1 protein-coding gene is annotated in these 26,908 nt (G+C 65.4%); it reads right to left on the reverse strand.

The features are described 5' to 3' along the window. Positions 1-39 precede the first annotated feature (39 nt). Positions 40-26,805 carry a non-ribosomal peptide synthetase gene (locus NY08_RS04740; RefSeq protein WP_082073694.1) on the reverse strand — a complete coding sequence of 8,922 codons (26,766 nt, stop codon included), beginning with the start codon at positions 26,803-26,805 and terminating at the stop codon, positions 40-42. Between the last annotated feature and the right edge of the window lie 103 nt (positions 26,806-26,908).

Genomic DNA, 26,908 nt, shown 5'->3' on the forward strand with positions numbered 1-26,908 from the left:
TCGCAGATGCGCTCTTCGACGTGAAGAACACACCAATCGTTATTCGGGTGTATTTCCGAGATGAGAATCGACGACAGGCCCGATCACGTTGGCAGCGTCCGCATTGGTCATCTCGTTGTGGAAAACGTCGACATCGTGGATGACGATATCTCCTGTGACATACGGTCGCCATTCCTGCGGGGATCGAACAATTCCATCGCTCGCGCCCTTCGTTGCCGAGAAGAACAAAACATCTCCGTCGAAGACGTCCGGGATGAACTCGGCCATCATTCGAGTCGAGTTCTCGAATCCCGCATTGATACGACGGAGGTGATCGGCGGAGACGCCGGTCGTCTGCCCCAACGACTCGTCGAGCAGTTCGACCCCCCGTTCGTAGGTCAGTGGCTCTGTCGACGCCTGAGCCGACAGGTCGAGCCCCAATCCGGCGAGCAGATTCTCGACGCTCAACGCTCCCTCGGCCTGTTCGCCGTCGTGTCCGTCCACGTAGCTGTCGAGGAGAGCAAGGGTGGCGACGTCGCTGCCGGTGCTGCGCAGTTCCACCGCTATCGCATGAGCCAGTGAGCCGCCGAGCGACCACCCCAGAAGGTGATACGGACCGACCGGCTGGACGGCGTGGATCTCGTCGGCGTACCGGTGGGCGAGATCGCGAATGGATCCGAAGCTCGACCCTTCCACGATGCTCGGCAGCTGCAGGCCGTACACGGGACGGTCGTCGCTCAGGTGTGAGACGAGACCGGCGTATCCCCATGACAATCCGATTCCCGGGTGGACACAGAACAACGGGGCCTTGGACCCGCTGCCGCGCAGCGGAATCACGACTCCGAACACAGAATCGAGGTCGGCGCCCCCCGCGTCGGCATCCGCGGCGACCCGCGCGGCCAACCCTGCCGGCGTCGGATCGACGAACAGTGCCTGCAGCGGCACCCGAACCCCGATGGCGTTCTCGATGGCAGGCACGATCTTCGTGGCCACCAGCGACGTTCCGCCCAACTCGAAGAAGTTGTCGTCCATGCCGACCCGTTCGACCCCGAGAACCTGAGCGAACGCGTCGGCGATCGCGGCTTCGACATCGGTGCCCGGTGCCCGGTACGGAGTTGTCGACACGGTCAGCTCGGGAACCGGCAGCGCCCGTCGATCGAGCTTGCCCACCGGAGTGAGCGGAATGTCGTCGAGCTCGATGATCGCCGACGGAACCATGTGCCGCGGGAGCACTTTGGCCACGCGATCGCGAAGTGCCTCGGTGTCGACCGATTCGCCGTCGGCCGCGAGAACGTAGGACACGAGGACGGTGTCACCGGACGCAGCCGTGTGACCGATCGTGGCGGCGAATCCGACCTGTTCGTGCTCGGTGAGAGCGGAGTCGATCTCGCCGAGTTCGATACGGAAACCGCGCACCTTGACCTGGAAGTCACTGCGCCCGACGAACTCGACGGCCCCGGCACTGCCCCAGCGCACGACGTCGCCCGTTCGATACATCCGATCGCCCGGAGTGCCGAAGGGATCGGCGACGAAACGCTCGGATGTCAGTCCGAAACGACCGAGGTATCCGCGGGCGGTGCCTGGACCGGCGATGTAGAGCTCGCCCGACACTCCGGCCGGGACCGGTCGGAGTCGTGCGTCGAGCACCACGAACCGGAATCCGGTTCCCGGCTTGCCGACATCCACCGTGCCACCGGGCACCAAAGGTCCACCGACACTTGCCTGAATGGTGGTTTCGGTCGGACCGTAGCCGTTGAACATCTTGCGGCCCGGTGCCCATTTCGCCACCAACTCGGGAGTGCAGGCCTCGCCTCCGACCGCGAGGACCCGAACGGTGCCCAGACGTGTCTCGTCGATCGACGACAGCGCCGCCGGCGTCAGGAACGCATGCGTGACGTGTTCGGATTCGAGCAGGTCGGCCAAGTCGCCGCCGCCGAAGACTCCCGGCGGCACGATGACGACGGTGGCACCGACGCCGAACGCCATCGTCAGCTCGTAGATCGATGCGTCGAAACTCGGCGACGCGATGTGCGAAACACGCGAATCCCGAGTGGGGCGGAATCGCTCGATCACCTCGGCCTGGAGGTTGGCCAGGCCACGGTGCCGTACCGCAACGCCCTTCGGCCGACCGGTCGAGCCCGAGGTGTAGATCAGGTAGGCCGGGTGGTCGATGTGCAGGGTGGCCGTGCGATCGGCATCGGTCACCGCGTCCGCCGGGTAGCGCGAGAGTTCCGCGGAGGTTTCCGGATCGTCCAGAACCAGCCACGGGACCGTGTCGGGCAGCGAAGCCCTGTTGTCGATGTCGGTCAGACCCATTGCGGCATGGGAATCTTCGAGCATGTGCGCGATTCGGTCCGCCGGGTAGTTCGGATCGACAGGCAGGAACGCGGCACCGGTCTTCGCCACAGCCCACACCGACAGCACCGACTCGATCGATCGAGGCAGCGCCAACGCGACGAACGTTTCGGGACCGACCCCGTAGTCGATCAGCATCCGAGCGATCCGGTTGGACCAGCTGTCGAGATCGGCGTAGGACAGGCTGATGCCTCGGTAGGTCACGGCCACTGCGTACGGATCGAGCGCGACCGCCGCCGCGAGCAACTCCGGCCACGTCCGAACTGCCGCGTCGGCATTTCCTCGCGCAGGCACCAACGTGCGCTGCTCGTCGGCACCCAGAAGCTCGATGTCTCCGACCACCGTGTGTCGGTCGCGTCCGACGGCATCGAGAACTCGGATCAGTCGCGCCGCGATGGCCTCGACGCTGGACGCGTCGAACAGCGATGTGGCGTAGTCGAATGCAGCCTCGAAGCCGGACGGACGCCCCTGGTCGTCGAAGGTCTCGGACAGCAGCAATTGCAGATCCTGCTTGGCCACCGGAACGTCGAAGTCGAAGCCTTCGACGCGTAGGTTCGGCAGCTCGAGCGAGGCCTTCTCGTTGTTCTGGAACGACAGCGCGACCTGTGACAGCGGAGCGTAAGCCGTCGAACGCGTGGGATTGAGAACCTCGACGATTCTCTCGAAGGGCATTTCGGTGTGATCGAATGCGTCGAGGTCGTGTGTCTTGACCTGGTTCAGCAGATCGTCGAACGTCGCGGACTCGTCCACTCGGCTGCGCAGCACGAGCGTGTTGACGAACATGCCCACGAGGTCGTCGAGCGCCGCGTCACCGCGCCCGGCCACCGGGGTGGTGATCGCGATGTCGTCGGTGCCGCTCAGGCGTGCCAGAACGACCGCGAACGCGGCGTGCAGAACCATGAACATGCTGACGTTCTGTTCGCGCGTGACGGCGACGAGGGCGCGATGGATGTCGGCATCGACGGTGAACCGCACTCGGCCGCCGCGGAAGTCCTGAGTGGTCGGCCTCGGTCGGTCCGTCGGCAACGGCAACAGATCTGGAAGACCCGCAAGCGCGGTGGACCAGTGCTCGAGCTGAGCCGCAGCCACACTCGACGCGTCCTGCTCGTCACCCAGCAGCGAACGCTGCCAGATCGTGTAGTCGGCGTACTGGACGGGCAGCGGCTGCCAGTTCGGTGCCTGACCGGCACTGCGCGCCGAGTAGGCGAGCACGACGTCGCGAGCGAGAGGTGCCATCGACGCGCCGTCGGCGGCTATGTGGTGCACCACCATGGCGAGTACGAAGACGGGATCCTCCGACGCGTCGTTGTCGGCGTCGAGCACCTCGAACAGCTCGACGTGCACCGGGATCTCGGTGGTCACGTCGAATCCTCGACCGGCCAACAGAGCCACGCGATCGGTGAGAACAGCGGCATCGATCCGTTCGGATTCGACCGCGGGCGCGACCTCGGCAGCCGGGTGCACGAGCTGCACCGGGAACTCGGGGCCGTCGGGGAAGGTCGTGCGCAGGGACTCGTGGCGCCCCAGAACATCGACCACCGCGTCGGCCAGCGCAGCGGTGTCGAGCCGTCCGGTCAGTTTGACGACCAACGGCACGTTGTACGCCGCCGACGAGGTGTCGAACTGGTTGATGAACCACATCCGCTGCTGAGCGAGCGAGAGCGGAATGTGCTCCGGACGCGTCGCGGCAACGAGGGCCGGCCGCTGCGTACGTGGGTCGGCCGAGCCGACTGCGCTCGCCAGACCCGACACCGTCGGGGTCTCGAAGATCGTGCGGACCCCGATCGATGTACCGAATTCGGCATTGACGCGAGCGATCACTCGCGTTGCGCTGAGAGAGTCGCCACCGAGCTCGAAGAAGCCGTCGTCCGCACCGACTCGACCCACCTCGAGGATCTCGGCGAAGACCGCCGCGACCGTCAGCTCGGCAGGCGTGCTCGGCTCGCGGTACGACGTGGCCGTGCCGAACTCCGGTACCGGAAGTGCTGCGCGGTCGAGCTTGCCTACCGGTGTGAGCGGAATCGACTCGAGCACGACGATGGCGCTCGGAACCATGTGCGACGGCAGCGCGGCGGCGAGATGATCGCGCAGAACGGCCGTGTCGAAGGTATCGACCGTCTCGGCCGGGTCGTCCCCGGTCAGGCGAACGTAGGCCACGAGAACGGTGGCACCGGTCGGCCCGGGAGTTCCGAATGTCGCCGCGAAGTCGACCGCCGGATGAGCAGAGAGCGCTGCGTCGATCTCACCGAGTTCGATGCGGAAGCCACGGACCTTGACCTGGGAGTCGCTGCGACCGACGTACTCGATGGTCAGATCCGGCGACCAGCGCACCACGTCTCCGGTGCGGTACATGCGCGCACCGGGAGCGCCGAACGGATCGGCGACGAATCGTTCGGCCGTCAACCCCATCCGATCGTGGTAGCCGCGGGCCAATCCGACGCCCGCGAGATACAGCTCACCCACCACCCCGGTGGGAACCGGCTGCAGTCGCGAGTCCAGAACCACCTCGTACACACCCCGTACCGGTCCGCCGATCGAGACCGGCTCGCCGGCCACCATCGGTGCACTGATGTTGGACATGATCGTGGCCTCGGTCGGTCCGTACCCGTTGAACAGGTTGCGGCCCGGAGCCCACTTGGTGACCAACTCGGCCGGGACCGCCTCGCCGCCGACGACCACGTCGGCGAACGTGTCGAGCCCCGCGGGATCGACAGAGGCGAGGGCGGACGGGGTGATGAAGCCGTGAGTGACCGATTCCTCGGCCAGCAACGATGCCAGCTCGGCTCCGCCGTACACGGTGGGCGGAACGATCACCATCGTGGCTCCGACGCCGAACGCGAGCAGGTACTCGAGCACGGACGCATCGAAGCTGGGCGACGAAACATGGAGTGTGCGTGAGTCCTTCGTGACTCGATAGCGCTCGCGTTGCTCGGTAGCGAAGTTGTCGAGGCCGGAGTGGGTGACCACGACCCCCTTCGGAACACCCGTCGAACCCGACGTGTAGATGGTGTACGCGGCGCTCGAGAGGGTGACGCGACCGTGGCGTTCGTCGTCGGCGATGGGCTCGTCGCTCACCGCGTTCGGGCCATCGGTGGCGAGGTCGTCCAGAACGATCCACGGCACGGTCGACGGCAGATCGTCGAGGTGACTGCGGGTGGTGACACCGAAGGACGCTCCGGAGTCGGCCAGCATGTGCTCGATGCGATCGGCCGGGTAGTTCGGATCGACCGGCACGAACGCGGCACCGGACTTGGCGACGGCCCAGACGGTCAGCACCGACTCGATGGATCGTGCGATTCCGAGCGCTACGAACGTCTCGGTACGAACACCGTGACCGAGCAGGATGCGGGCGAGACGGTTCGACTGTCGATCCAGCTCGCGGTACGTCAGCTCGCCGTCGACGCTGCGCACCGCGACGGCATCCGGGTCGACGGCAGCTGCGTCGGAGAAGATCTCCGGCAGCAACCGAGTCGATCGGCCTTCGAGTCCGAATACCGGTGCCAACGAACCGAGTTCGGCATCGGCGAGCAGACTGAGCCGAGCCAGTGGCTGCTGCTCGTCGGCCAGTACCGCATCGAGTACCCGCTCGACTCGATCGACGATCGCGTGCACGTCCTCGATCTCGAACAGTTCGGGCAGGTACTTGGCCTTGAGGTTCAAGCGCTCGTCCACCGACGACACCAGGGTGAGCGGGTAGTGCGCGGCATCGGTTCCGAGGATGTCGGTCACCTGCATGCCGGCGAAATCCGTTGCCGCAGAAGCTCCGGCGCGATCGACCGGGTACGACTCGAACACGGTGAGCGTGTCGAATGCGACGCCGGCACCGGCTGCGCGCTGGATGTCGGTCAGACCGAGGTAGTGGTGGTCGAGCAGTGCTGCCTGTTCGGCCTGCACGCGATCGACCAGAGCACCCAGAGTCTCGGCCCGATCGAGCGTGACCCGAACGGGCAGTGTGTTGATGAACAGCCCGATCATGCCTTCGATGCCAGGGACCTCGGGCGGCCGACCCGACACCGTGGCACCGAAGACGACGTCTTCGCGTCCGGTCAGAGTGGCGAGCACGATGCCCCACGCGGTCTGAACGAGGGTGTTCAGAGTCGAACCGCGGCGCGCTGCGAAATCGCGCAGTGCCGCTGTGGTCTCGATCGACAACGACCTTTCCGTCTCGCTCGAGACGGTGGACAACTGTCGGCCCCGATCACCGGTGACCAGCAGTGTCGGCTCCTCGACACCCGCCATCGCGCTGACCCACTGCGCCGTGGAGATGGCGACGTCGCGTTGCCGCATCCACGCGAGGTAGTCCCGGTACGCGGGCACACGCGGCAGCATCGAATCGTCGGACTCGGTGACGTAGAGCGTGATCAGTTCCTTGACGACCAGAGGCGTCGACCAACCGTCGAGCAGGATGTGGTGGTTGGTCAGCAACAGTCGCCAGTGATCGTCGGCGAGGGTGATCAGCGTGAATCGAAGCAGCGGCGCCGAGTCCATCTCGAACCGCACACCGCGATCGGCGGCGAGCACGGCCTCGAGCGCGGAGTCGACGTCGGCCTCACCGCGTAGATCGACCTCGGCCCAGGGAACCGTCACCGAACTCTGCACGATCTGCAGGGATTCGCCGGCGCTGTTGTGCACGAACGCTGCTCGCAAGTTCGGATGGCGAGAGACGAGCTTGTTCACGGCGGAGTGCATCCGCTCGGCATCGACGACGCCACGCAGCTCGAGACCGAGCTGCACCATGTAGGCGTCGACGCCTGCAGTGTCACTGCCGACCTCGCCGGCGAGGCGCGCATGGAACAGCAGGCCGGCCTGCAGCGGCGACAGCGACCACACGTCGTCGAGGTCGGGGAACTGCTGCTCGAGCACCTCGATGGAGCGCTGATCGATGTCCACCAGCTCGAGGTCGGACGGGGTCAAGCCTCCCGCACCCTGCACCGAGGCGTGCTCGGTGATCGCGGTCAGCGCCTGCGTCCACAGTTCGATCAACCGATCGACCTCGTCGGGATCGAGGATGCCCGCCGGGAACGCGAAGGTGGCGTCGAGCTGCGGACCGTCGGGCGTCGAGGTGGTGACGGCGTTGATGTCCAGCGCAGCCGGCACGGGCATGTCCGGATTCTGCGCGTCGCCGAGCTCGGCATCGGCGACGGGAATCCAGCCGACGTCGGCCATGCCTTCGGTGGAGCCGGTCGAGAATCGTCCGAGGTAGTTGAAGCTGACCTGAGGCGCGGCGAAGTCGGAAAGCGCCTCGGTTCCAGCGGAATCGAGGTACCGCAACATGCCGTAGCCGATTCCGTGATCCGGGATCTCGAGCAGCTGTTCCTTGACCGCCTTGATCAGTGCACCGGCGGAGTCGCCACCCGACAACGCGTCGGCGACGTCCACCGAACCGAGGTCGAGTCGCACGGGGAAGATCGTGGTGAACCAGCCGACGGTTCTGCCGAGATCGGCTCCGGGAACCACGGCGTCTTCACGGCCGTGGCCTTCGAGCGTGATCAGGGCGCTGCTGACAGCGGCTCCCCGTTCACGACGCCACGCGGTCAGTGCCAACGCCAAGCCGGCCAGGAGGCCGTCGTTGACGCTGCCACGGAAGACGTTCGGCACCGTGGTCAGCAAGCGCTCGGTCACCTCGACGGGAAGTGATGTGCGGATGCGCTGCACGGTGGCGTCGACGTCGATGCGCTTGTCGAGTGGTCGCGAACCGATCGTCGGGTCGGCACCGCTCAGAATGCGCTGCCACAGCCCGATCTCGTCGGCGCGGCTCGCCGTGACCTCGGCCAAACCGGTGGACCACCGCCGCATCGATGTGCCGATCGGTGCCAGCGCAGGCGCGTCGCCGGCGATGATCTGGCTCCATGCCGTTGCGAGATCCGGCACGAGGATGCGCCAGGACACGCCGTCGATCACGAGGTGATGCGCGACGACGAGCAGTCGGCCGGACCCGTTCGGGCCCTGGAACCACACCATCTGAACCATGACGCCGTCGGCTGGGATCAGTCGATCTGCTGCGGCGTCGAGCTCCGTTGCGGCGCGGGAAGAGAATGCGGCACCGTCCACGGAATCGACCGAGACCGCATGGATGACCGACGCGGCGGACACGGTGCCGATCGGAGATACTTCCTCGTGCCAGATGCCGTCGGCATCCTGGTACAGCCTCGACCGGAGCATGTCGTGACGATCGAGCACGGCCTGGACGGTGCGCTCGAGCGTCTCGGTCTCGATGCCGACCGGAAGCTGAAGCAGGGCGGTCTGGGTGTAGCGGCCGAAGTCGGTGCTGCGGTCCAGCATCCAGCGAACGACGGGTGTCAGAGGCAGCGAGCCGACTCCCCCACCGTCGAGCTCTTCCAGCACGACGGCGTCGCCCCCGAGAACGACGACCTCGGCCAGCGCCGCAACGGTCTTGCGCTCGAAGATGTCGCGCGGAGCCAGGACCAGACCGGCCGCCTTGGCACGTGAGACCAGCTGGATGGACATGATGCTGTCGCCGCCGAGCGCGAAGAACGAGTCGTCGACGCCGACGGTGTCGAGGCCGAGCACGTCGGCGAACAATCCGGCAAGGATCGACTCGACTTCGGTTGCAGGCAAACGGCTTTCGGTCACGTTGGCCGAGAAGTCCGGAGCCGGCAGTGCACGGCGATCGAGCTTTCCGTTGGCAGTGAGCGGCAGCTCGTCCAGCACTATCAGCGCAGCCGGAACCATGTAGGACGTCAGCGAGTGCCCGACGAAATCCAGAACGGCGGAGTGGTCGAGGGTTCGACCCGCCTCGGCGACGACATATCCGATCAGGCGATCACCGGATCCGTCGTCACGGACCGAGACCACGGAGGCCGCGACACCGTCGTACGCCAGCAGAGCACTCTCGATCTCGCCGAGCTCGATGCGGAAGCCGTGCAACTGCACCTGCATGTCACTGCGGCCCAGGTATTCCAGTGCACCGTCGCGATTCCATCGCGCGGTGTCGCCGGTGCGGTACATCCGGGCACCGGGGTCTCCGGACGGATCGGCGACGAAACGGGTGGCCGACAGCCCGGCCCGGCCGAGGTAACCGCGAGAGAGCTGTGCCCCCGAGACGTACATTTCACCGGTCACACCCGGCGGCACCGGATTGAGACGGGTGTCGAGAACCGCGACGTGCAGCGCGGGAATCGCCTGACCGATGACGCTGGCCGAGGCCGAGGCGGCGAACTGTTCTGTCAGGGCCAGGTGACTCACGTGGACGGTCGTCTCGGTGATGCCGTACATGTTGACCAGAGTCGGAGCGGATTCGTCGTGCCGGGCGTACCAGCGAGCCAACTGACCGAGATCGAGTGCCTCTCCGCCGAAGATCACGTACCGCAGCGACAGATCGGAGTCCGCGGTTCCGGCGAGGTTTCCGGTCGCAACTCGATCCGCTTCCGCGAACTGGTAGAACGCCGTCGGTGTCTGGTTGAGAACCGTGACCTTCTCGCGTACCAGCAACTCGCGGAACAGCTCCGGGGAGCGCGCGGTGTAGTAGTCGACGACGACGAGTGTTCCGCCGTGCAGCAGCGGTCCCCACAGCTCCCATACCGAGAAGTCGAACGCATACGAGTGGAACATCGTCCAGACGTCGCGATCGTCGAAATCGAAGAGATCGGCTGTGTTCGCGAACAGCGTCGCCACGTTGCGGTGCGCGATCTGCACGCCCTTGGGGCGACCGGTACTGCCCGAGGTGTAGATGACGTACGCGATCGAATCGGCGCTGGTGCCACCCGAGCGGTCCGCATCGGTCAGCGGGGCACCCGACATGACGTCCAGTTCGGCGATCAGCTCGGGCGAATCGATCTCGAGGACATCGAGATCCGAGGCGGGCACTGCCGCACTGTCGGCAACCGTGGAGATCACACAGACGGGCGAGGCGTCCTCGAGCATGAACGCGAGCCGATCGGCTGGGTAGGACACGTCGATCGGAAGGTAGCCTCCACCGGACTTGATCACCGCGAGCAGAGCGACGATCAGCTGCTCGTTGCGCGGCATAGCGACCGCCACGAGCGATTCCGACGTCACACCGCGCTGGACCAGAAGCCGCGCGAGTCGGCTCGACCGGTCGTCCAACTCGGCGTAGGTCAGCACGTGATCGCCGAAGACGACCGCACGCGAGTCGGGGTATCGCGCTGCTGCGGTGGCGAATCGATCGGCCAATGTCGCGTCGGATGCCACGAGACCTGCGTGGTTCCACTCACCCGTCATGGCATCGAGCTCGCCCGGGAGCAAGAGGTCGATGTCGCCGATTGCGCGCTCGGGATCGGTTGTCACCGAGTCGAGCACAGCACCGAATCGTGCCGAGAACTCCCGGACGGACGATTCTTCGAACAGATCGACCGCGTAGGTGATCGCGGCGGTCATCCCGGCCGGCGCACCGGACTCGTCGTACTGCTCGGCGACGGTCAGCTGCAGATCGAACTTCGCGACGTGCGCGTCGATGTCGACGGCCTCGACCGTGAGCTCCGGTAGTTCGAGCGCGGCCGAGGTGTTGTTCTGGAATTCGACCAGCACCTGGAACAGCGGCGAACGGTCCGTCGAACGCGCGGGATCGAGAACGTCGACCAGTCGCTCGAACGGAACATCGGTGTTGTCGAACGCCGCCAGATCTGCTGTGCGGGTGGCACGGAGCAGATCGGTGAACGAGAGCCCCGGTGTCACCTGGGTACGCAGAACCAGCGTGCCGACGAACATGCCGATCAGATCGTCGAGCGCGGCCTCGCCTCGACCGGCGATCGGCGTTCCGACGGCGATGTCCTCGGTGCCGCTGATGCGTGCCATCAGAATCGACCATGCCGCGTGCACGGCCATGAAGACGGTCGCCTCGTTGGCGCGCGCCGACTCGACCAGTGCCGAATGGGTTGCTCGGTCGATCTCGAACCGAACACTGTTGCCGCGCATGGACTGCCGAGTGGGCCGCGGGTGATCGAGCGGCAACGGCAGTACGTCGGGAAGATCCGCGAGAGCGGTCTTCCAGAAATCCAACTGCTGCGCGGCGAGGGACGCGGGATCGGCCTCGTCGCCGAGGACGGTGCGTTGCCAGATCGCGAAGTCCGCGTACTGAACGTCGAGTGGTGCCCACATCGGAGCGACGGTCGCTACGCGAGAACCGTAGGCGACCATGACATCTCGCGCCAAGGGTGCCATGGAGGCACCGTCGGCGGCGATGTGGTGCACGACGATCGACAGCACGAATTCGTCCGCTGCAACCCGGTACAGCACCGCGCGGAACGGTAGATCGGTCGTGACGTCGAAACCTGTTGCGGCAGAGGCAGAGATGGCCGAGACGATCTCGTCGGCGTCCAGATCGACGACGGCGAGATCGGTTCTCACCGTCTGCGCATCGAGGATCTTCTGCTCGGGGCGCTCACCGTGGCTCGGGAACACCGTGCGCAGCGACTCGTGCCGTTCGAGAACGTCCCCGACCGCCGCACTCATCGCGTCGATGTCGAGTCGACCCGTCAGCCGGACCGCAAGCGGGATGTTGTAGGCCGCAGAGTCGACGTCGAATTGGTTGATGAACCACATCCGTTGCTGCGCGAGCGACAACGGAATCGAATCAGGTCGCGGCTTGGCCACGAGTGCGGGACGGCGCTCGGTGCCGGTCGGATCGCTGTGTACGCGCACCGCAAGCGACTCGACGGTGGGAGCCTCGAACAGTGCACGCACGCTGATCGTGGTGTCCAGGGCGGCATTGACCCGGGCGGTGAGTCTGGTGGCGCTGAGCGAGTCCCCACCGAGGTCGAAGAAGCTCGAATCGATTCCGACACCGCCGTCGATCCCCAGTACCTCGCCGAAGATGTCGGCAATGACCTGCTCGGTGTCGTTGCGCGGTGCACGCGAATCGTCGCCGAGATGAAGATCGGGTGCGGGCAGGGCGTTGCGGTCCAGCTTGCCGGCAGGTGTCAGCGGAATCGATTCCAGGGCGACGAAGGCCGTCGGGATCATGTGGGTCGGTAGCGAATTCGACACATGACTGCGCAGAGACACCGCATCGATCTGCTCGCCGGACCGCGGAAGGACGTAGGCGACGAGAATGGTGTTACCGGCCGGACCGTCGACACCGACGGTGGTCGCGAACTCGACGGAAGGATCATCGGTCAGGACGGCGTCGATCTCGCCCAGTTCGATGCGGAAACCGCGCACCTTGACCTGGAAGTCGCTGCGCCCGACGTATTCGAGCGTTCCCGACTCGGTCCACCGGACGACATCGCCGGTGCGGTACATCCGCGCACCCGGCTCGCCGAAGGGATTCGCCACGAAACGCTCGGCCGTCAGGCCGAATCGGCAGTGGTAACCCCGGGCGAGCGCCGGACCGGCGAGATAGAGCTCACCCGCAACACCGACGGGTACCGGGTGCAGTCGCGAGTCGAGGACGACCTCGCTGAACCCGATTGTCGGAGAACCGATGTCGATCGTCGAATCAATATGCAGCTGATCGCTGACGGACGAGAAGATGGTCGCTTCGGTCGGACCGTACGCGTTGAACATCCGGCGGCCCGGTGCCCAGCGGGCAACGAGTTCCGGAGGACAGACGTCGCCACCGGTCGCGACGACTCGCAGCTCCGTCAGGCCCTCCGGATCCACCGATGCAAGCGCGGCTGGGGTGACGAACGCATGCGTCACCTGCTGCGTGGCGAGCAGCTGAGCCAACTCGGCTCCACCGTAGACCGACGTCGGCGCGATGACCATCGTCGCGGCACCGGAGAGCACCATCAGCAGTTCGAGAATCGAGGCATCGAAGCTCGGAGACGCGAACGCCAGAACCCGAGCGTCCGGGGTCACCTCGAAACGAGTGCGCTCCTCCTCCGCCAGGTTCGCCAACCCCCGGTGAGTGACGGTGACGCCCTTGGGCACACCGGTCGAGCCGGAGGTGTAGATCAGGTACGCGACCTGATCGATGTGAATCGGGCGGATACGGTCACCGTCGAGAACCGGCGCGGTCGAGTGACCGGCGATGTCGGCGCGCGTGTCGTCGTGATCGAGAACGGTCCACCGGGCGGATCCCAGACCCTCGACCGCGGATGTGTGCGCGGACACGGTCAGGCCGAGCGAGGCGTTCGAATCGACGAGCATGTGCTCGACGCGATCGCGCGGGTAGTTCGGATCGATCGGCAGGAATGCCGCGCCGGTCTTCGCGATCGCCCAGATTCCGAGTACCGATTCGATGGAACGTGGCACAGCCAGTGCGACAACGGTTTCCGGACCGGCACCGCGAGCGATCAGCGTTCGGGCGAGAGCCGAGGACTGCGCGTCGAGCTCGGCGTAGTCGACCGTGCGCCCGTCATTCCACAGAGCGGTGCCGTGCAGGTTGCCCGCAGTAGCGGCGGTGAGGATGTCCGGGAGCAGACGAACTGCTTCGGCAGCCGGCCCCTGGACCGGTGCCAAGCGGACCAGTTCGTCGTCGGACAGCAACGACAGGGACCCCACGAGTCGACCGGTGTCGGTGGCAATGGCGTCGAGGACCCGCACGATTCTGTCGACCGTCGCCTCGACGACGCTGTGCTCGAACAACTCCGGCAAGTACTTCGCCTCGATGTGCAGCCGGTCGTCGACCATGGCGACCAAGGTCAGCGGATACTGCGCTGTGTCGCTGCCGTCGTGCACGTCGTGCACCCGCATCCCGGCGAGGTCGGTCTCGGCCGACAATCCCGCGCGGTCCATCGGGTAGGACTCGAACACCGTCAGGGTGTCGAAGGCGACGGCCGGTCCCACCGCACGCTGGATGTCGGTGAGGCCGAGGTAGTGGTGATCGAGCAGAGCGGCCTGTTCGGCCTGCACCCGCTCGAGGTACTCGCCGAGTGTCTCCGACGGATCGAGCACGATCCGCACCGGCAGAGTGTTGATGAACAGACCGACCATGGCCTCGACGTCGGAGACCTCCGGCGGGCGTCCGGACACGGTTGCACCGAACACGAGGTCGGAGCGTCCGGTCAGAGTGCCGAGCACGAGGGCCCACGACGCCTGCACCATGGAGTTCATCGTCACGCCACGTGCACGAGCGACGCTGCGCAGCCGGTCCGTCTGCTCCACATCGAGCGAGACCAGCGACCGACCTGCCAACGTCGACTCCTGGCGTCGGCTCTCGACCGGCGTCAACAGGGTCGGCTCGGACAAGCCTGCGAGCGCGTCGGTCCACGCGGCCAGTGCCGACGAACGGTCACGCTTGGCCAGCCACGACAGGTAGTCGCGATAGGCGGGAACCCGCGGGAGCACGGTGTCGTCGCCGTCGACCACGTAGAGCGTCAGCAGGTCCTTGAGCAGCAACGGTGTGGACCAACCGTCGAGCAGGATGTGGTGGTTGGTCATCACCAGACGCCACTCGCCGGGCGCCACCGTGATCAGCATGAAGCGCAACAGAGGTGCCTGCGCCATGTTGAATCTGGTGGCGCGGTCGTCGTGTTCGATGCGATCGAGCTCGACGGCTCGATCGTCGGCGTCCAGTCCGGTCAGGTCGATCGACGACCAGGGAGCGTCCACGTCGTGGTGAACGATCTGTATGGACTCGCCGTCGTCATTGTGAACGAAGGCAGTCCGCAGGTTCGCGTGTCTACGCAGGAGCGCTCGAGCAGCACGTCGGAACCGTGCCTCGTCGACGCTTCCGCGCAGCTCCAACACGAGTTGGACGATGTAGGCGTCGACGGACTGATCCGACAGCTCGGCGTGGAACAGCAATCCGGCCTGCAGGGGCGTCATGGACCAGATGTCGTCCAGCGTGGGATAGACCCGTTCGAGGTGGTCGATGGAACTCTGATCGAGCCGCACCAGATCGAGGTCGGACGGCGTGAAGCCACCGGCCCCCGGTCGCTGGGCGAGCTGTGTCAGCGCGGTGAGGGCCTGACGCCACAACTCCGCCAGTTCGGTGACCTCGGCGGCGGCGAGCACCCCGGTGGGGAAAGCGAACGTCGCCTCGAGGCGCGGGCCGGTCGGCGTCGCGGTGGTGACGGCATTGATGTCGAGCACTGCTGCTACCGGTAGATCGGCGTCCTGCGAATCGCCGACACCGGAGTCGTCGACCGGCAGCCAGCCGTGTCCACGCAGCTCGTCCGGAACGTCGGTGCTGTAGCGCCCGAGATAGTTGAAACTGACCTGGGGAGCCGGGAAGTCGCGCAGAGCAGCGGCGCCGTCCTCGTCCAGGTAGCGGAGCATGCCGTAACCGATGCCGTGATCGGGGACCGCTAGCAACTGCTCCTTGACCGTTTTGATCAGTCGCGCTGCGTCGGCACCGCCGGCGAGTGCGTCGTCCAGGTCCAGACCGGCGAGGGTGAGCCTGAGCGGGTAGATCGTGGTGAACCAACCGATGGTCCGGCCCAGATCGGCACCGGGTACCACGTGGTCCTCGCGGCCGTGACCCTCCAGCGAGATGAGAGCGTCGTCCACGGTCACTCCCCGACCACGTCGCCACACCGCCGTGGCGAGCGCGAGTGCGGCGAGCAGACCGTCGTTGACGCTGCCGTGGAACGCATCGGGCAGTGCTGTCAGTAGCCCCTCGGTGACGTCGGTGGACAACGTCATCTCGATCTTGTCCACCGTCCGGTACACGTCGATCTCGCGATCGAGCGCGCGTGATCCGATGAGCGGATCCGGTTGTGCCAGAACGTCGCGCCAGATCGCGAGCTCGTCGCCGCGGGTGGCGGTGACCTCACGCAACCCGTGCGACCACCGACGCATGGAAGTGCCGACCGGAGCCAGCTCAGGAGTGTTCCCGCCGATGATCTGGGCCCATGCCGACGCGAGGTCCGGAACCAGGATTCGCCAGGACACGCCGTCGATGACCAAGTGGTGGGCGACGACGAGCAGACGGCTCCCCTCGGAGCCGGCGTCGAACCACACCATCTGGATCATCACACCGGAATCGGGTGCCAACCGGCCGACTGCTGCTTCTGCCTCGGCCGTGGCCTGCTCCGAGAACCCTTCTCCCCGAACGGTCGTCGACGCCACGCGGTGCACGACCGAGTTCGCCGCGATCGATCCGGCGGGAAGCACCTCCATCGTGGGGTGCTCACCCCGGTGCAGAACGCCGCGGAGCATGTCGTGGTGATCGAGGACCGTTTGCACGGTTGCCTCGAGCACATCCAGCTCGATATCGACCGGGAGAGTGAGAACCGCCGTCTGCGTGTGCTTGTCGAGGACAGCCGTCCGATCGAGCATCCAGGCCACGATCGGAGTCAGCGGTACGTCACCGACACCGCCACCTGGCAATTCCTCCAGTACGAGAGGTGCAGTGCCGTCTCCGGACGCGACCACCTCGGCCAGCGCCGCAACGGTCTTGTGCTCGAACACATCTCGTGGCGACAGAGACAATCCGGCTGCCTTGGCACGCGAGACCAGCTGAATCGACATGATGCTGTCGCCGCCGAGAGCGAAGAACGAATCGTCGACGCCGACGCGGTCCAGTCGAAGAACCTCGGCGAACAATCCGGCCAACGTCTTCTCGACCGCGTTGTCCGCATCGCGACCGGCCGTGACCTGAGCGGACCAGTCCGGTTCGGGGAGTGCGTTTCGGTCCAGTTTGCCTGCGGGAGTGAGAGGAATGGACTCGAGCATCACGAACGCCGAGGGCACCATATGCGCAGGCAACACCGAACCGGCATGCTCGCGCAACGCATCCGCCTCGACCCCGGCACCGGCCACCGGCAACACATACGACACCAACACCGTTGCCCCAGCAGCACTCTCACGACCGATGGTGACCACGAAATCGACACCCGGCACCGCAGCCAACACCGAATCGATCTCACCCAACTCGATCCGGAAACCACGCACCTTCACCTGGAAATCGCTACGCCCCACATACTCCAACGCACCCGAAGCATTCCACCGCACCACATCACCGGTGCGATACATCCGCGAACCCGCACCACCGAACGGATTGGCCACGAACCGCTCCGCCGTCAAACCCAAACGCGCGTGATACCCACGAGCCAACGCCGGACCCGCCAGATACAACTCACCCACCACACCCACCGGCACCGGATTCAACCGCGAATCCAACACCACCTCCGCGAAACCGATCGTCGGCGAACCGATATCGACCGACTCCCCCACCACCAACGCCGACGAGATCGACGAAAAAATCGTCGCCTCCGTCGGACCGTACGCATTGAACATCCGCCGACCCGGCGCCCACCGCGCCACCAACTCCGGCGCACACACATCACCACCGGTCACCACCACCTCGACCGACTCCAACCCCACCGGATCCACCGACGCCAACGCCGCAGGCGTGACGAACGCATGAGAGACCCGCTCCTGCGCCAACAACGACGCCAACTCCACCCCACCGAACACCAACGGCGGAGCAATCACCATCGTCGCCCCACCCGAGAACGCCAACACGAACTCGAGAATCGAGGCATCGAAACTCGGCGACGCAAACGCCAACACCCGCGACGACGGACCCACACCGAACCGAACCCGCTCCTCGGCAGCCAAGTTCCCCACACCACGATGAGTGACCACCACACCCTTGGGCACACCCGTCGAACCCGACGTATAGATCAGATACGCCGCATCATCGAGCCGCAACACCCCCGAACGCTCGGCATCCAACACCGGAGCAGACGACCGAAACGCCAGATCCGCCACCACATCGGCATCATCGAGCACCACCCACGACACCCCACCCACACCCGACAACACACCCACATCGGCACCCAACGTCACACCCACCACAGCACCCGAATCGACCAACATGTGCTCGATCCGATCCACCGGATACTTCGGATCCACCGGCAAGAACGCACCACCAGCCTTCGCCACCGCCCACACCGCCACCACGGACTCCACCGACCGCGACAACGCCAACGCCACGAACGACCCCGGACCCACCCCACACGACATCAACATCCGCGCCAACCTCGACGACGCCGCATCCAACTCACCATACGAAACAGACCGCGACCCCGACACCACCGCAACACCACCGACACCCACAGCACCAGCCAACAACTCCGGCAACACCACACCCGCCACAGACCGCGGCCCACGAACCGGAGCCAGCGAGTCGTACTCGTTGGCAGACAAGATCTCGATGTCACCGACTCGGATGGACGGCACGGCGGTCACGGCGTCGAGGACTCGTACCAGGCGATCGGCGAGAACTCGGACGGTATCCGCGTCGAACAGTTCTGTGGCGTAACGGAATCCGGCTTCGATGCCGACCGGTGCGCCGGACGCGTCGAATTCCTCCGAGATCGTCAACTGCAGATCGAAGTTGGAAATGTCGTTGGGTAGCTCGATGCTCTCGATCGACAGTCCGGGCAACGTCACGGTCGGTCGGTCGGTCTGCTGGAACTCGAGCATCACCTGGAACAACGGCGCATGGGCAGTCGACCTCGCGGGATCGACCGCGTCCACCACCCGCTCGAACGGGACATCCGAATGCGTGAACGCGGCCAGGTCCACGGAGCGAACGTCCGAGAGCAGGTCCTCGAACCGCATCGAGCCGGGAACCTGAGTGCGCAGAACGAGGGTATTGACGAACATGCCGACGAGTTCGTCGAGTGCGGCGTCTCCTCGGCCCGAGATCGGCGTTCCGACCGAGATGTCCTCGGTACCCGAGAGTCGGGCCAGCAGTACGGCAAGAGCCGCGTGCACGATCATGAACGAGCTCGAATTATGTTCGGCGGCAACAGTAGCGAGGCGGGCATGAACCGAGGCGTCGATCTCGAACGTCACGCTGTCGCCGCGCAAAGAAGCCACCGCGGGACGCGGGCGGTCGGTCGGCAGCGTCAGAACCTCGGGGCTGCCCGACAGTGTCTCGACCCAGTAGGCGAGCTGCTTGGCCATCAACGACTCGGGATCGGACTCCGCGCCGAGGAACCGGCGCTGCCACAGCGCGTAATCGGCATACTGCACCGGCAACGGTTCCTGGCTGGGTGCATGCCCTGCGGCGCGGGCACTGTAGGACACCATCAGGTCGCGGGCCAGCGGGGCGCTCGAGAACCCGTCGGAGGAGATGTGGTGCACCACCATCACGAGCACATGCTCGTTCTCGCTGACCCGAACCAGTCGAACTCGCAGCGGAACGTCGGCCACGACGTCGAAGCCCGAGCCGGCGACGTCGGCGATCAACTCCATGACGTGGCGCTCGTCGTTCGCGAGGATCGGAGTCAGATCCGGCAGTGCAGATTCCACGTCGAGGATCGACTGCACCGGAGCGTCGTCGGTCAGCGGGAACATCGTGCGCAGCGACTCGTGTCGACCGAGCACGTCGGCGATGGCCGAGTGCATCGCATCGACATCGAGCGCGCCGCTCAGGCGCATGGCGAACGCGACGTTGTAGGCAGCCGATTCGGTGTCGTACTGATTGATGAACCACATCCGCTGCTGGGCCAGCGACAGGGGCACTGCATCCGGTCGCTCCTGCGGGACCAGCCGAGGGGCGGCTGCAGCGTCGTGCTCACCGAGTTCGATGCCTGCCGACAGCGCTCGCACGGTGGGGGCGTCGAACAGATCCCTGATACCGATATCGGTTCCGAGTGCCGCATTGATTCGCGCGACCAACCGCATCGCGATCAGCGAGTTGCCGCCGATTTCGAAGAAGCTCGACGTGACACTGACCTGGGCCATACCGAGCAGATCGCCGAAGACTCCGGCGACGATCTCCTCGACCGGGTTCTCGGGCCCGAAGAATTCCGATGCAGCGACAGTGAATTCGGGCGCAGGCAATGCCTTCCGGTCGAGCTTGCCGCTGGCGTTGACCGGCAGCGAGTCGAGTACCACCACGTGTGAGGGCACCATGTACCCCGGGAGGCGGCGCGCGGCCTCGGCCGTCAGATGCGCAGGATCGACGGCGTGGCCGGGCGCACCGACCACGTAGGCCACGAGGGTCTCACCGGTGTTCGGGTCCTTGTGCACCAGCGCGATTGCCTGTGCGACCGATTCGGATCGAAGGAGAACCGCTTCGATCTCGGGCAGTTCGATCCGGAGCCCTCGCAGCTTGACCTGAAAGTCCGTGCGGCCGATGTACTCGAGCTCGCCGTCGGCGCGCCAGCGCACCAGATCACCTGTGCGATAGAGCCTCTCGCCCGGCTCGCCGAACGGATCCGCGACGAAGCGATCCGCTGTCAGGTCGCCTCGGCCGACGTACCCGCGAGCGAGTTGCACACCGGCGAGATACAGCTCGCCGGGAGCACCGATCGGAGCCGGTCGCAACGACGCGTCGAGCACGTACAGACGCGTGTTCCACACCGGTGCGCCGATGGGAATCGAGACGGACTCGCGCCCGGTCACGTGGTAGTAGCTGACGTCGACTGCCGCCTCGGTCGGACCGTAGAGGTTGTGCAGTTCCGCGAGTGAGAACTGCGCGAACTGCGACGCGGTGGCAGGTGGAAGCGCCTCGCCGCTGCAGAAGACCAGTCGGAGCGAGACACATTCCGCAGCCCGTGCCCCTGCTGCGAACACCGCGAGCATCGACGGCACGAAGTGCGCCGTGGTGATGTGCTCCTGCGCGATGATGCGGGACAGATACACGGGATCGCGGTGTCCGTCGGGTTCGGCCACGACGAGCTTGGCACCGACCTGTAGGGGCCAGAAGAACTCCCACACCGAGACGTCGAACGTCGCCGGAGTCTTCTGCAGAACGGTGTCCGCAGGCTCGAGGTGATATTCGTGCTGCATCCACAGCAACCGGTTCACGATGGCCGAGTGAGTGACCGCGACACCCTTGGGCCGACCGGTCGAACCGGAGGTGTAGATGACGTATGCGGTGTTCGAGCCGTGCAGTCTTCCCAGTCGGTCCGAGTCGGTGATCGTGGAGTGGTCGCGATCGGAGACGTCGAGCAGATCGACGGCCAGGACCGGAGTTGCGACCGGGATGTTGATCCAGTCGCGACTGGTGGTGAGGATGCACACGGGCTGGGCGCTGGAGAGGACGTAGGACGACCGCTCGACGGGATGGTCCGGGTCGATCGGTACATAGGCACCACCGGCCTTGACGATCGCGTACATGCCGACGAGCAAGTCGATCGACCGGCGAATCGCAAGGCCTACATGGGATTCGGGTGTCACGCCGAGCGAGATGAGATGACGCGCGAGCTGATTCGCGCGTTCGTCCAGTTCGAGATAGGTGATGTGTTCGTCCTCGAACACGAGCGCTGTCGAGTACGGACTGCGCTGTACCTGTCGGTCGAACAGACTGCTGAGCGTCATGTCGGCGCCGCCGGCCGGAATCTGCTGGTGGACCGGAGGTTCGATCAGACGTGCGGTGTCGTTCCACTCGAACAGGACGAGTTCCCGCTCCGCGGCGGACAGAATGTCGATGTCTGCGGTGCGTACGTCCGTCGACGTTCCGATGGTCGACACGATCCGCAGGAAGCGATCGACGAACCGGTCGATGGTTTCGGGATCGAACAGATCCGTGGCGTAGGTGAAGGACGCCGACAGTGCACCGGACGGGTCGACGGGCTCCTGATCCACACGCAGCTGTAGATCGAATTTCGCCGTGTCGGTGCCGATCTCCTCGAACCGAACGGTGAGATCGGGCAGCTCCAACGTGACGGCTGCATTGTTCTGGAACTCGAGCAGAACCTGGAACAGCGGCGAGTGGTCGGTCGACCGCACCGGATCGAGTACGTCGACCAGACGCTCGAACGGGATGTCGGTGTTGTCGAAGGCGGCGAGGTCGGAGCGACGAGTGTCGGCGAGCAGTTCGGTGAAGGTCGCTTGCGGCTCGACCTGTGTTCGCAGAACGAGGGTACCGACGAACATGCCGACCAGGTCGTCCAGGGCCGCGTCGCCTCGACCGGCGATCGGGGTACCGACAGCGATGTCCTGAGTTCCGCTCAGCCGCGCGAGCAGGAGTGCAAGCGCCGAATGAACAACCATGAACAGGGTCGAGTCATGTTCGGCAGCAACCGAACTCAACCGTGCGGCGACGTCGGCCGGAATCGTGAACGGGGTGACGCTGCCGCGCATCGACTGCCGGATGGGACGCGGACGATCGAGCGGCATCGGCAATACGTCCGGCAGATCCGCCAGAGCCGACTGCCAGAATTCGATCTGCCGCGACGCCACCGAGGTGGAATCGCTCTCGTCGCCGAGAACGGCGTGCTGCCACAACGCGAAATCCGCGTACTGGACGGCGAGTGGCTCCCACACCGGAGCCGAACCGGCGGATCGGGCACCGTAGGCGACCATCACGTCTCGGGCCAGCGGTGCCATCGACGCACCGTCCGCCGCAATGTGGTGGACGACGATGGAGAGTACGAAGTCTTCCGAACCGGTCCTGTACAGCACCGCACGGAAGGGAAGATCGACCGTGACGTCGAATCCTGTTGTCGCGGCAGCACGGACGAGCGCATCGACCGAGCCGGCGTCGACGTCGACCACATCGAGGGGCAGGTTCGATCCGGTGACGTCTTCGACCGGTGTGATGACCTGGTTCGGCAGATCGCCCACGGTCGGGAACACGGTGCGGAGCGACTCGTGCCGGGACAGAACGTCGCCGACGGCCGCAGCCATCGCATCGACATCCAGTCGACCGGTCAGTCGCACGGTGAGCGGGATGTTGTACGCGGGCGAGGACACATCGAACTGGTTGATGAACCACATCCGCTGCTGTGCGAGAGACAGTGGGATCGAATCGGGCCGGTCCACGGCGACGAGCGCCGGACGGCGATGCAGCGATGCGCCCTTGGCTTCGGCGCGTTCGGACAGGGTCCTCACGGTCGGCGCCTCGAACAGGTCCAGCACCTTGAGATCGGTTCCGAGAGCCGAATTTACCCGAGCGATCAGACGCGTTGCCACGAGGGAGTTTCCGCCGAGATCGAAGAAGCTGTCGGTCACGCCGACCCGGTCGACCTCGAGAACGTCGCGGAACACGGTCGCCACTGCGGCCTCGTACTCCGTTTCCGCGGCCTCGAATGCACCCTGCGAACCGAGTTCGGGTTCGGGGAGTGCGTTTCGGTCCAGTTTGCCTGCGGGAGTGAGAGGAATGGACTCGAGCATCACGAACGCCGAGGGCACCATATGCGCAGGCAACACCGAACCGGCATGCTCGCGCAACGCATCCGCCTCGACCCCGGCACCGGCCACCGGCAACACATACGACACCAACACCGTTGCCCCAGCAGCACTCTCACGACCGATGGTGACCACGAAATCGACACCCGGCACCGCAGCCAACACCGAATCGATCTCACCCAACTCGATCCGGAAACCACGCACCTTCACCTGGAAATCGCTACGCCCCACATACTCCAACGCACCCGAAGCATTCCACCGCACCACATCACCGGTGCGATACATCCGCGAACCCGCACCACCGAACGGATTGGCCACGAACCGCTCCGCCGTCAAACCCAAACGCGCGTGATACCCACGAGCCAACGCCGGACCCGCCAGATACAACTCACCCACCACACCCACCGGCACCGGATTCAACCGCGAATCCAACACCACCTCCGCGAAACCGATCGTCGGCGAACCGATATCGACCGACTCCCCCACCACCAACGCCGACGAGATCGACGAAAAAATCGTCGCCTCCGTCGGACCGTACGCATTGAACATCCGCCGACCCGGCGCCCACCGCGCCACCAACTCCGGCGCACACACATCACCACCGGTCACCACCACCTCGACCGACTCCAACCCCACCGGATCCACCGACGCCAACGCCGCAGGCGTGACGAACGCATGAGAGACCCGCTCCTGCGCCAACAACGACGCCAACTCCACCCCACCGAACACCAACGGCGGAGCAATCACCATCGTCGCCCCACCCGAGAACGCCAACACGAACTCGAGAATCGAGGCATCGAAACTCGGCGACGCAAACGCCAACACCCGCGACGACGGACCCACACCGAACCGAACCCGCTCCTCGGCAGCCAAGTTCCCCACACCACGATGAGTGACCACCACACCCTTGGGCACACCCGTCGAACCCGACGTATAGATCAGATACGCCGCATCATCGAGCCGCAACACCCCCGAACGCTCGGCATCCAACACCGGAGCAGACGACCGAAACGCCAGATCCGCCACCACATCGGCATCATCGAGCACCACCCACGACACCCCACCCACACCCGACAACACACCCACATCGGCACCCAACGTCACACCCACCACAGCACCCGAATCGACCAACATGTGCTCGATCCGATCCACCGGATACTTCGGATCCACCGGCAAGAACGCACCACCAGCCTTCGCCACCGCCCACACCGCCACCACGGACTCCACCGACCGCGACAACGCCAACGCCACGAACGACCCCGGACCCACCCCACACGACATCAACATCCGCGCCAACCTCGACGACGCCGCATCCAACTCACCATACGAAACAGACCGCGACCCCGACACCACCGCAACACCACCGACACCAGCAACACCCACAGCACCAGCCAACAACTCCGGCAACACCACACCCGCCACAGACCGCGGCCCACGAACCGGAGCCAGGCGAGCGCGTTCGGCGGTGGACAGCAGGTCCACATCGCCGATCCTCAGATCCGGCTCGCCGATCACAGCGTCGAGCACGCGAACGAGGCGGCGGGCGAGCTGAGCCATGCTCGCGGCTTCGAACAGTTCTGTGGCGTAGTCGAAAACGACCGCGACATCGTCGGACTCGTCGACGGTGACTACCAGGTCCATGCCAACCCCGTCACGCGGCAGCGCGGACGGACCGAACCGGAGCGCAACCTGGGCAAGGGGGCTGTACGACTCCGAGCTCGGCAGACCGAGGGCCGTGACGACGTCCTCGAAGGACGTCTCCCCATGCGCCATCGCAGCATCGAAGTCGGTTCCGGACGCATCGACAAAATCGGCGAACGAGTGCCGAACGTCGGGTCGGGACCGCAGCACCACGGTGTTGCCGTCACCCGCAGGCACGGCGATCGACACGTCGTCGGTGTTGGCCAGTCGCGAAAGCAACACGGCGAGAACGGATTCGAGCACCACGAACGGAGTCGTGGAACGTTCGGCGGCCAACCGAGCCACTGCGGACCACGATTCGGATCCGATGGTCACCTCGTGGGATGCGCGAACATGACCGATGCGCGAGGGGCGCGAACGGTCGGTCGGAAGATCGAGGAGATCGGGGGCATCGGCGAGCCGGTCGGTCCAGTAGGCGAGCTGGGCTGCGGCGCGACGTCGACGTTGGCCTTCGCGTGCGCTGTCCGGATGTACGTCGACAACGGCGACATCGGGTCCGGCCGCGATGAAGGATTGCACCATGTCGACGAAACTCGAATGGTGTGCGGTGAGATCGTCGTCGTCGTACCGGTTGGGGTTGGCCCTGAAATCGACGAACGTCCTTGCCGGAGAACCGCTCTGATAGACGTTGACCAGAAGGTCCTCGACAGGACCCGAGGTCACGATGTTGAATTCGCCGACGATCGAGCCGAGTTCGATCTGCTGATGGAACAGCATCATGTTGACCATCGGGCCGGACAGTTGCTTGTCGCTGCCCGAAGCCGCCAGCTCACGCCGGATGTCCTCGATGCTGAAACGCTGGTGCCGCAGGGCCCCCATCAATTCGAGCTGGACCTGCTGAACCAGCTCGCCGACGGTCGCGTCCTGGGGCACATGGATCGGAATGGGTGCGACGTTGACGAGCATCCCACCGGATCGGCGAAGCAGCGCGGTGGTGCGCGCGGACACCGGGATGTTGACCGAGACGTCCTCCCGCCCGGTCATCCGCGAGAGGTAGCAGCCGAAGGCGGCGATGAACACCGCGGCCGCGGTTCCGCCCTTGGTCGCGTCGGACGCTTCGAGCTCGGTGACGACATCGTCGGGTAGAGCGACGCTGCGCAATTTACTGGCGGCGATCGTGCGCCCGGCAGTGTTGGACAGGGTGGCTCCGTCGTGGATGTCCGCGGCGCGAGCGGTCCAGTACTCCTTGTCCGTCTCGAAGCGAGACGACGTCCGGTATTCCTGATCGAGCTCGTAGAGCCGCCGAAGCTCGGCCGCCTTGTTGGGGGCAGGCTCGACGTGTTCGACGGCCGCGGTGTACAGGGCTGCGGTTCGATTGACGAGCGTCATCGCACCGTAACCGTCGAGTGCGACGTGATGAATCTTGCTGTACCAGAGGTTGCGATCGTCCTCGACCTGAATGATCCAGCTCTCGACGAGTGGATCGTGCTCCATGTCGACAGGCTGCACGTAGTTCTCGTCGATCCAGGCCAGCGCAGAGGTCATGGGATCGTCTTCGCCGCGCAGATCCAGGTAGTGCACGGACTGATCGATGGAGTGATCGACCATCTGGACCGGTTCGCCGTCCACCTCGGCCAGTCTCAGGTAGGCGGATTGAAATTCGTGTGCTGCGAGAGCCGACGCGTCCTGGAGAACGGCGATGTCCAGATCGCCACGGAGGTCGACGTATTGCGCGATACAGACCGGGACGTCAGGAGCCAGCTGTTGAGCGAACCACATGCCACGCTGAGCGGACGACAGCGGGAACCCGTTCTCGAAGCCAGGGCCGGTCGGAGGCGTCTGAGACCCACCGGTGATTGCGGCGCGCATTCAGATGCCCTTCGGCGGCACGGTCACGACGACGAAGGCCGACGTCGAGTCGATCGACTCGGAGCCCTCGGGTCGGTTGGGAGTGTCGAGCCGCGGCGGCCTG

This window comes from Rhodococcus sp. B7740 (assembly GCF_000954115.1).
In the GTDB taxonomy this organism is placed as follows: Bacteria; Actinomycetota; Actinomycetes; order Mycobacteriales; family Mycobacteriaceae; genus Rhodococcoides.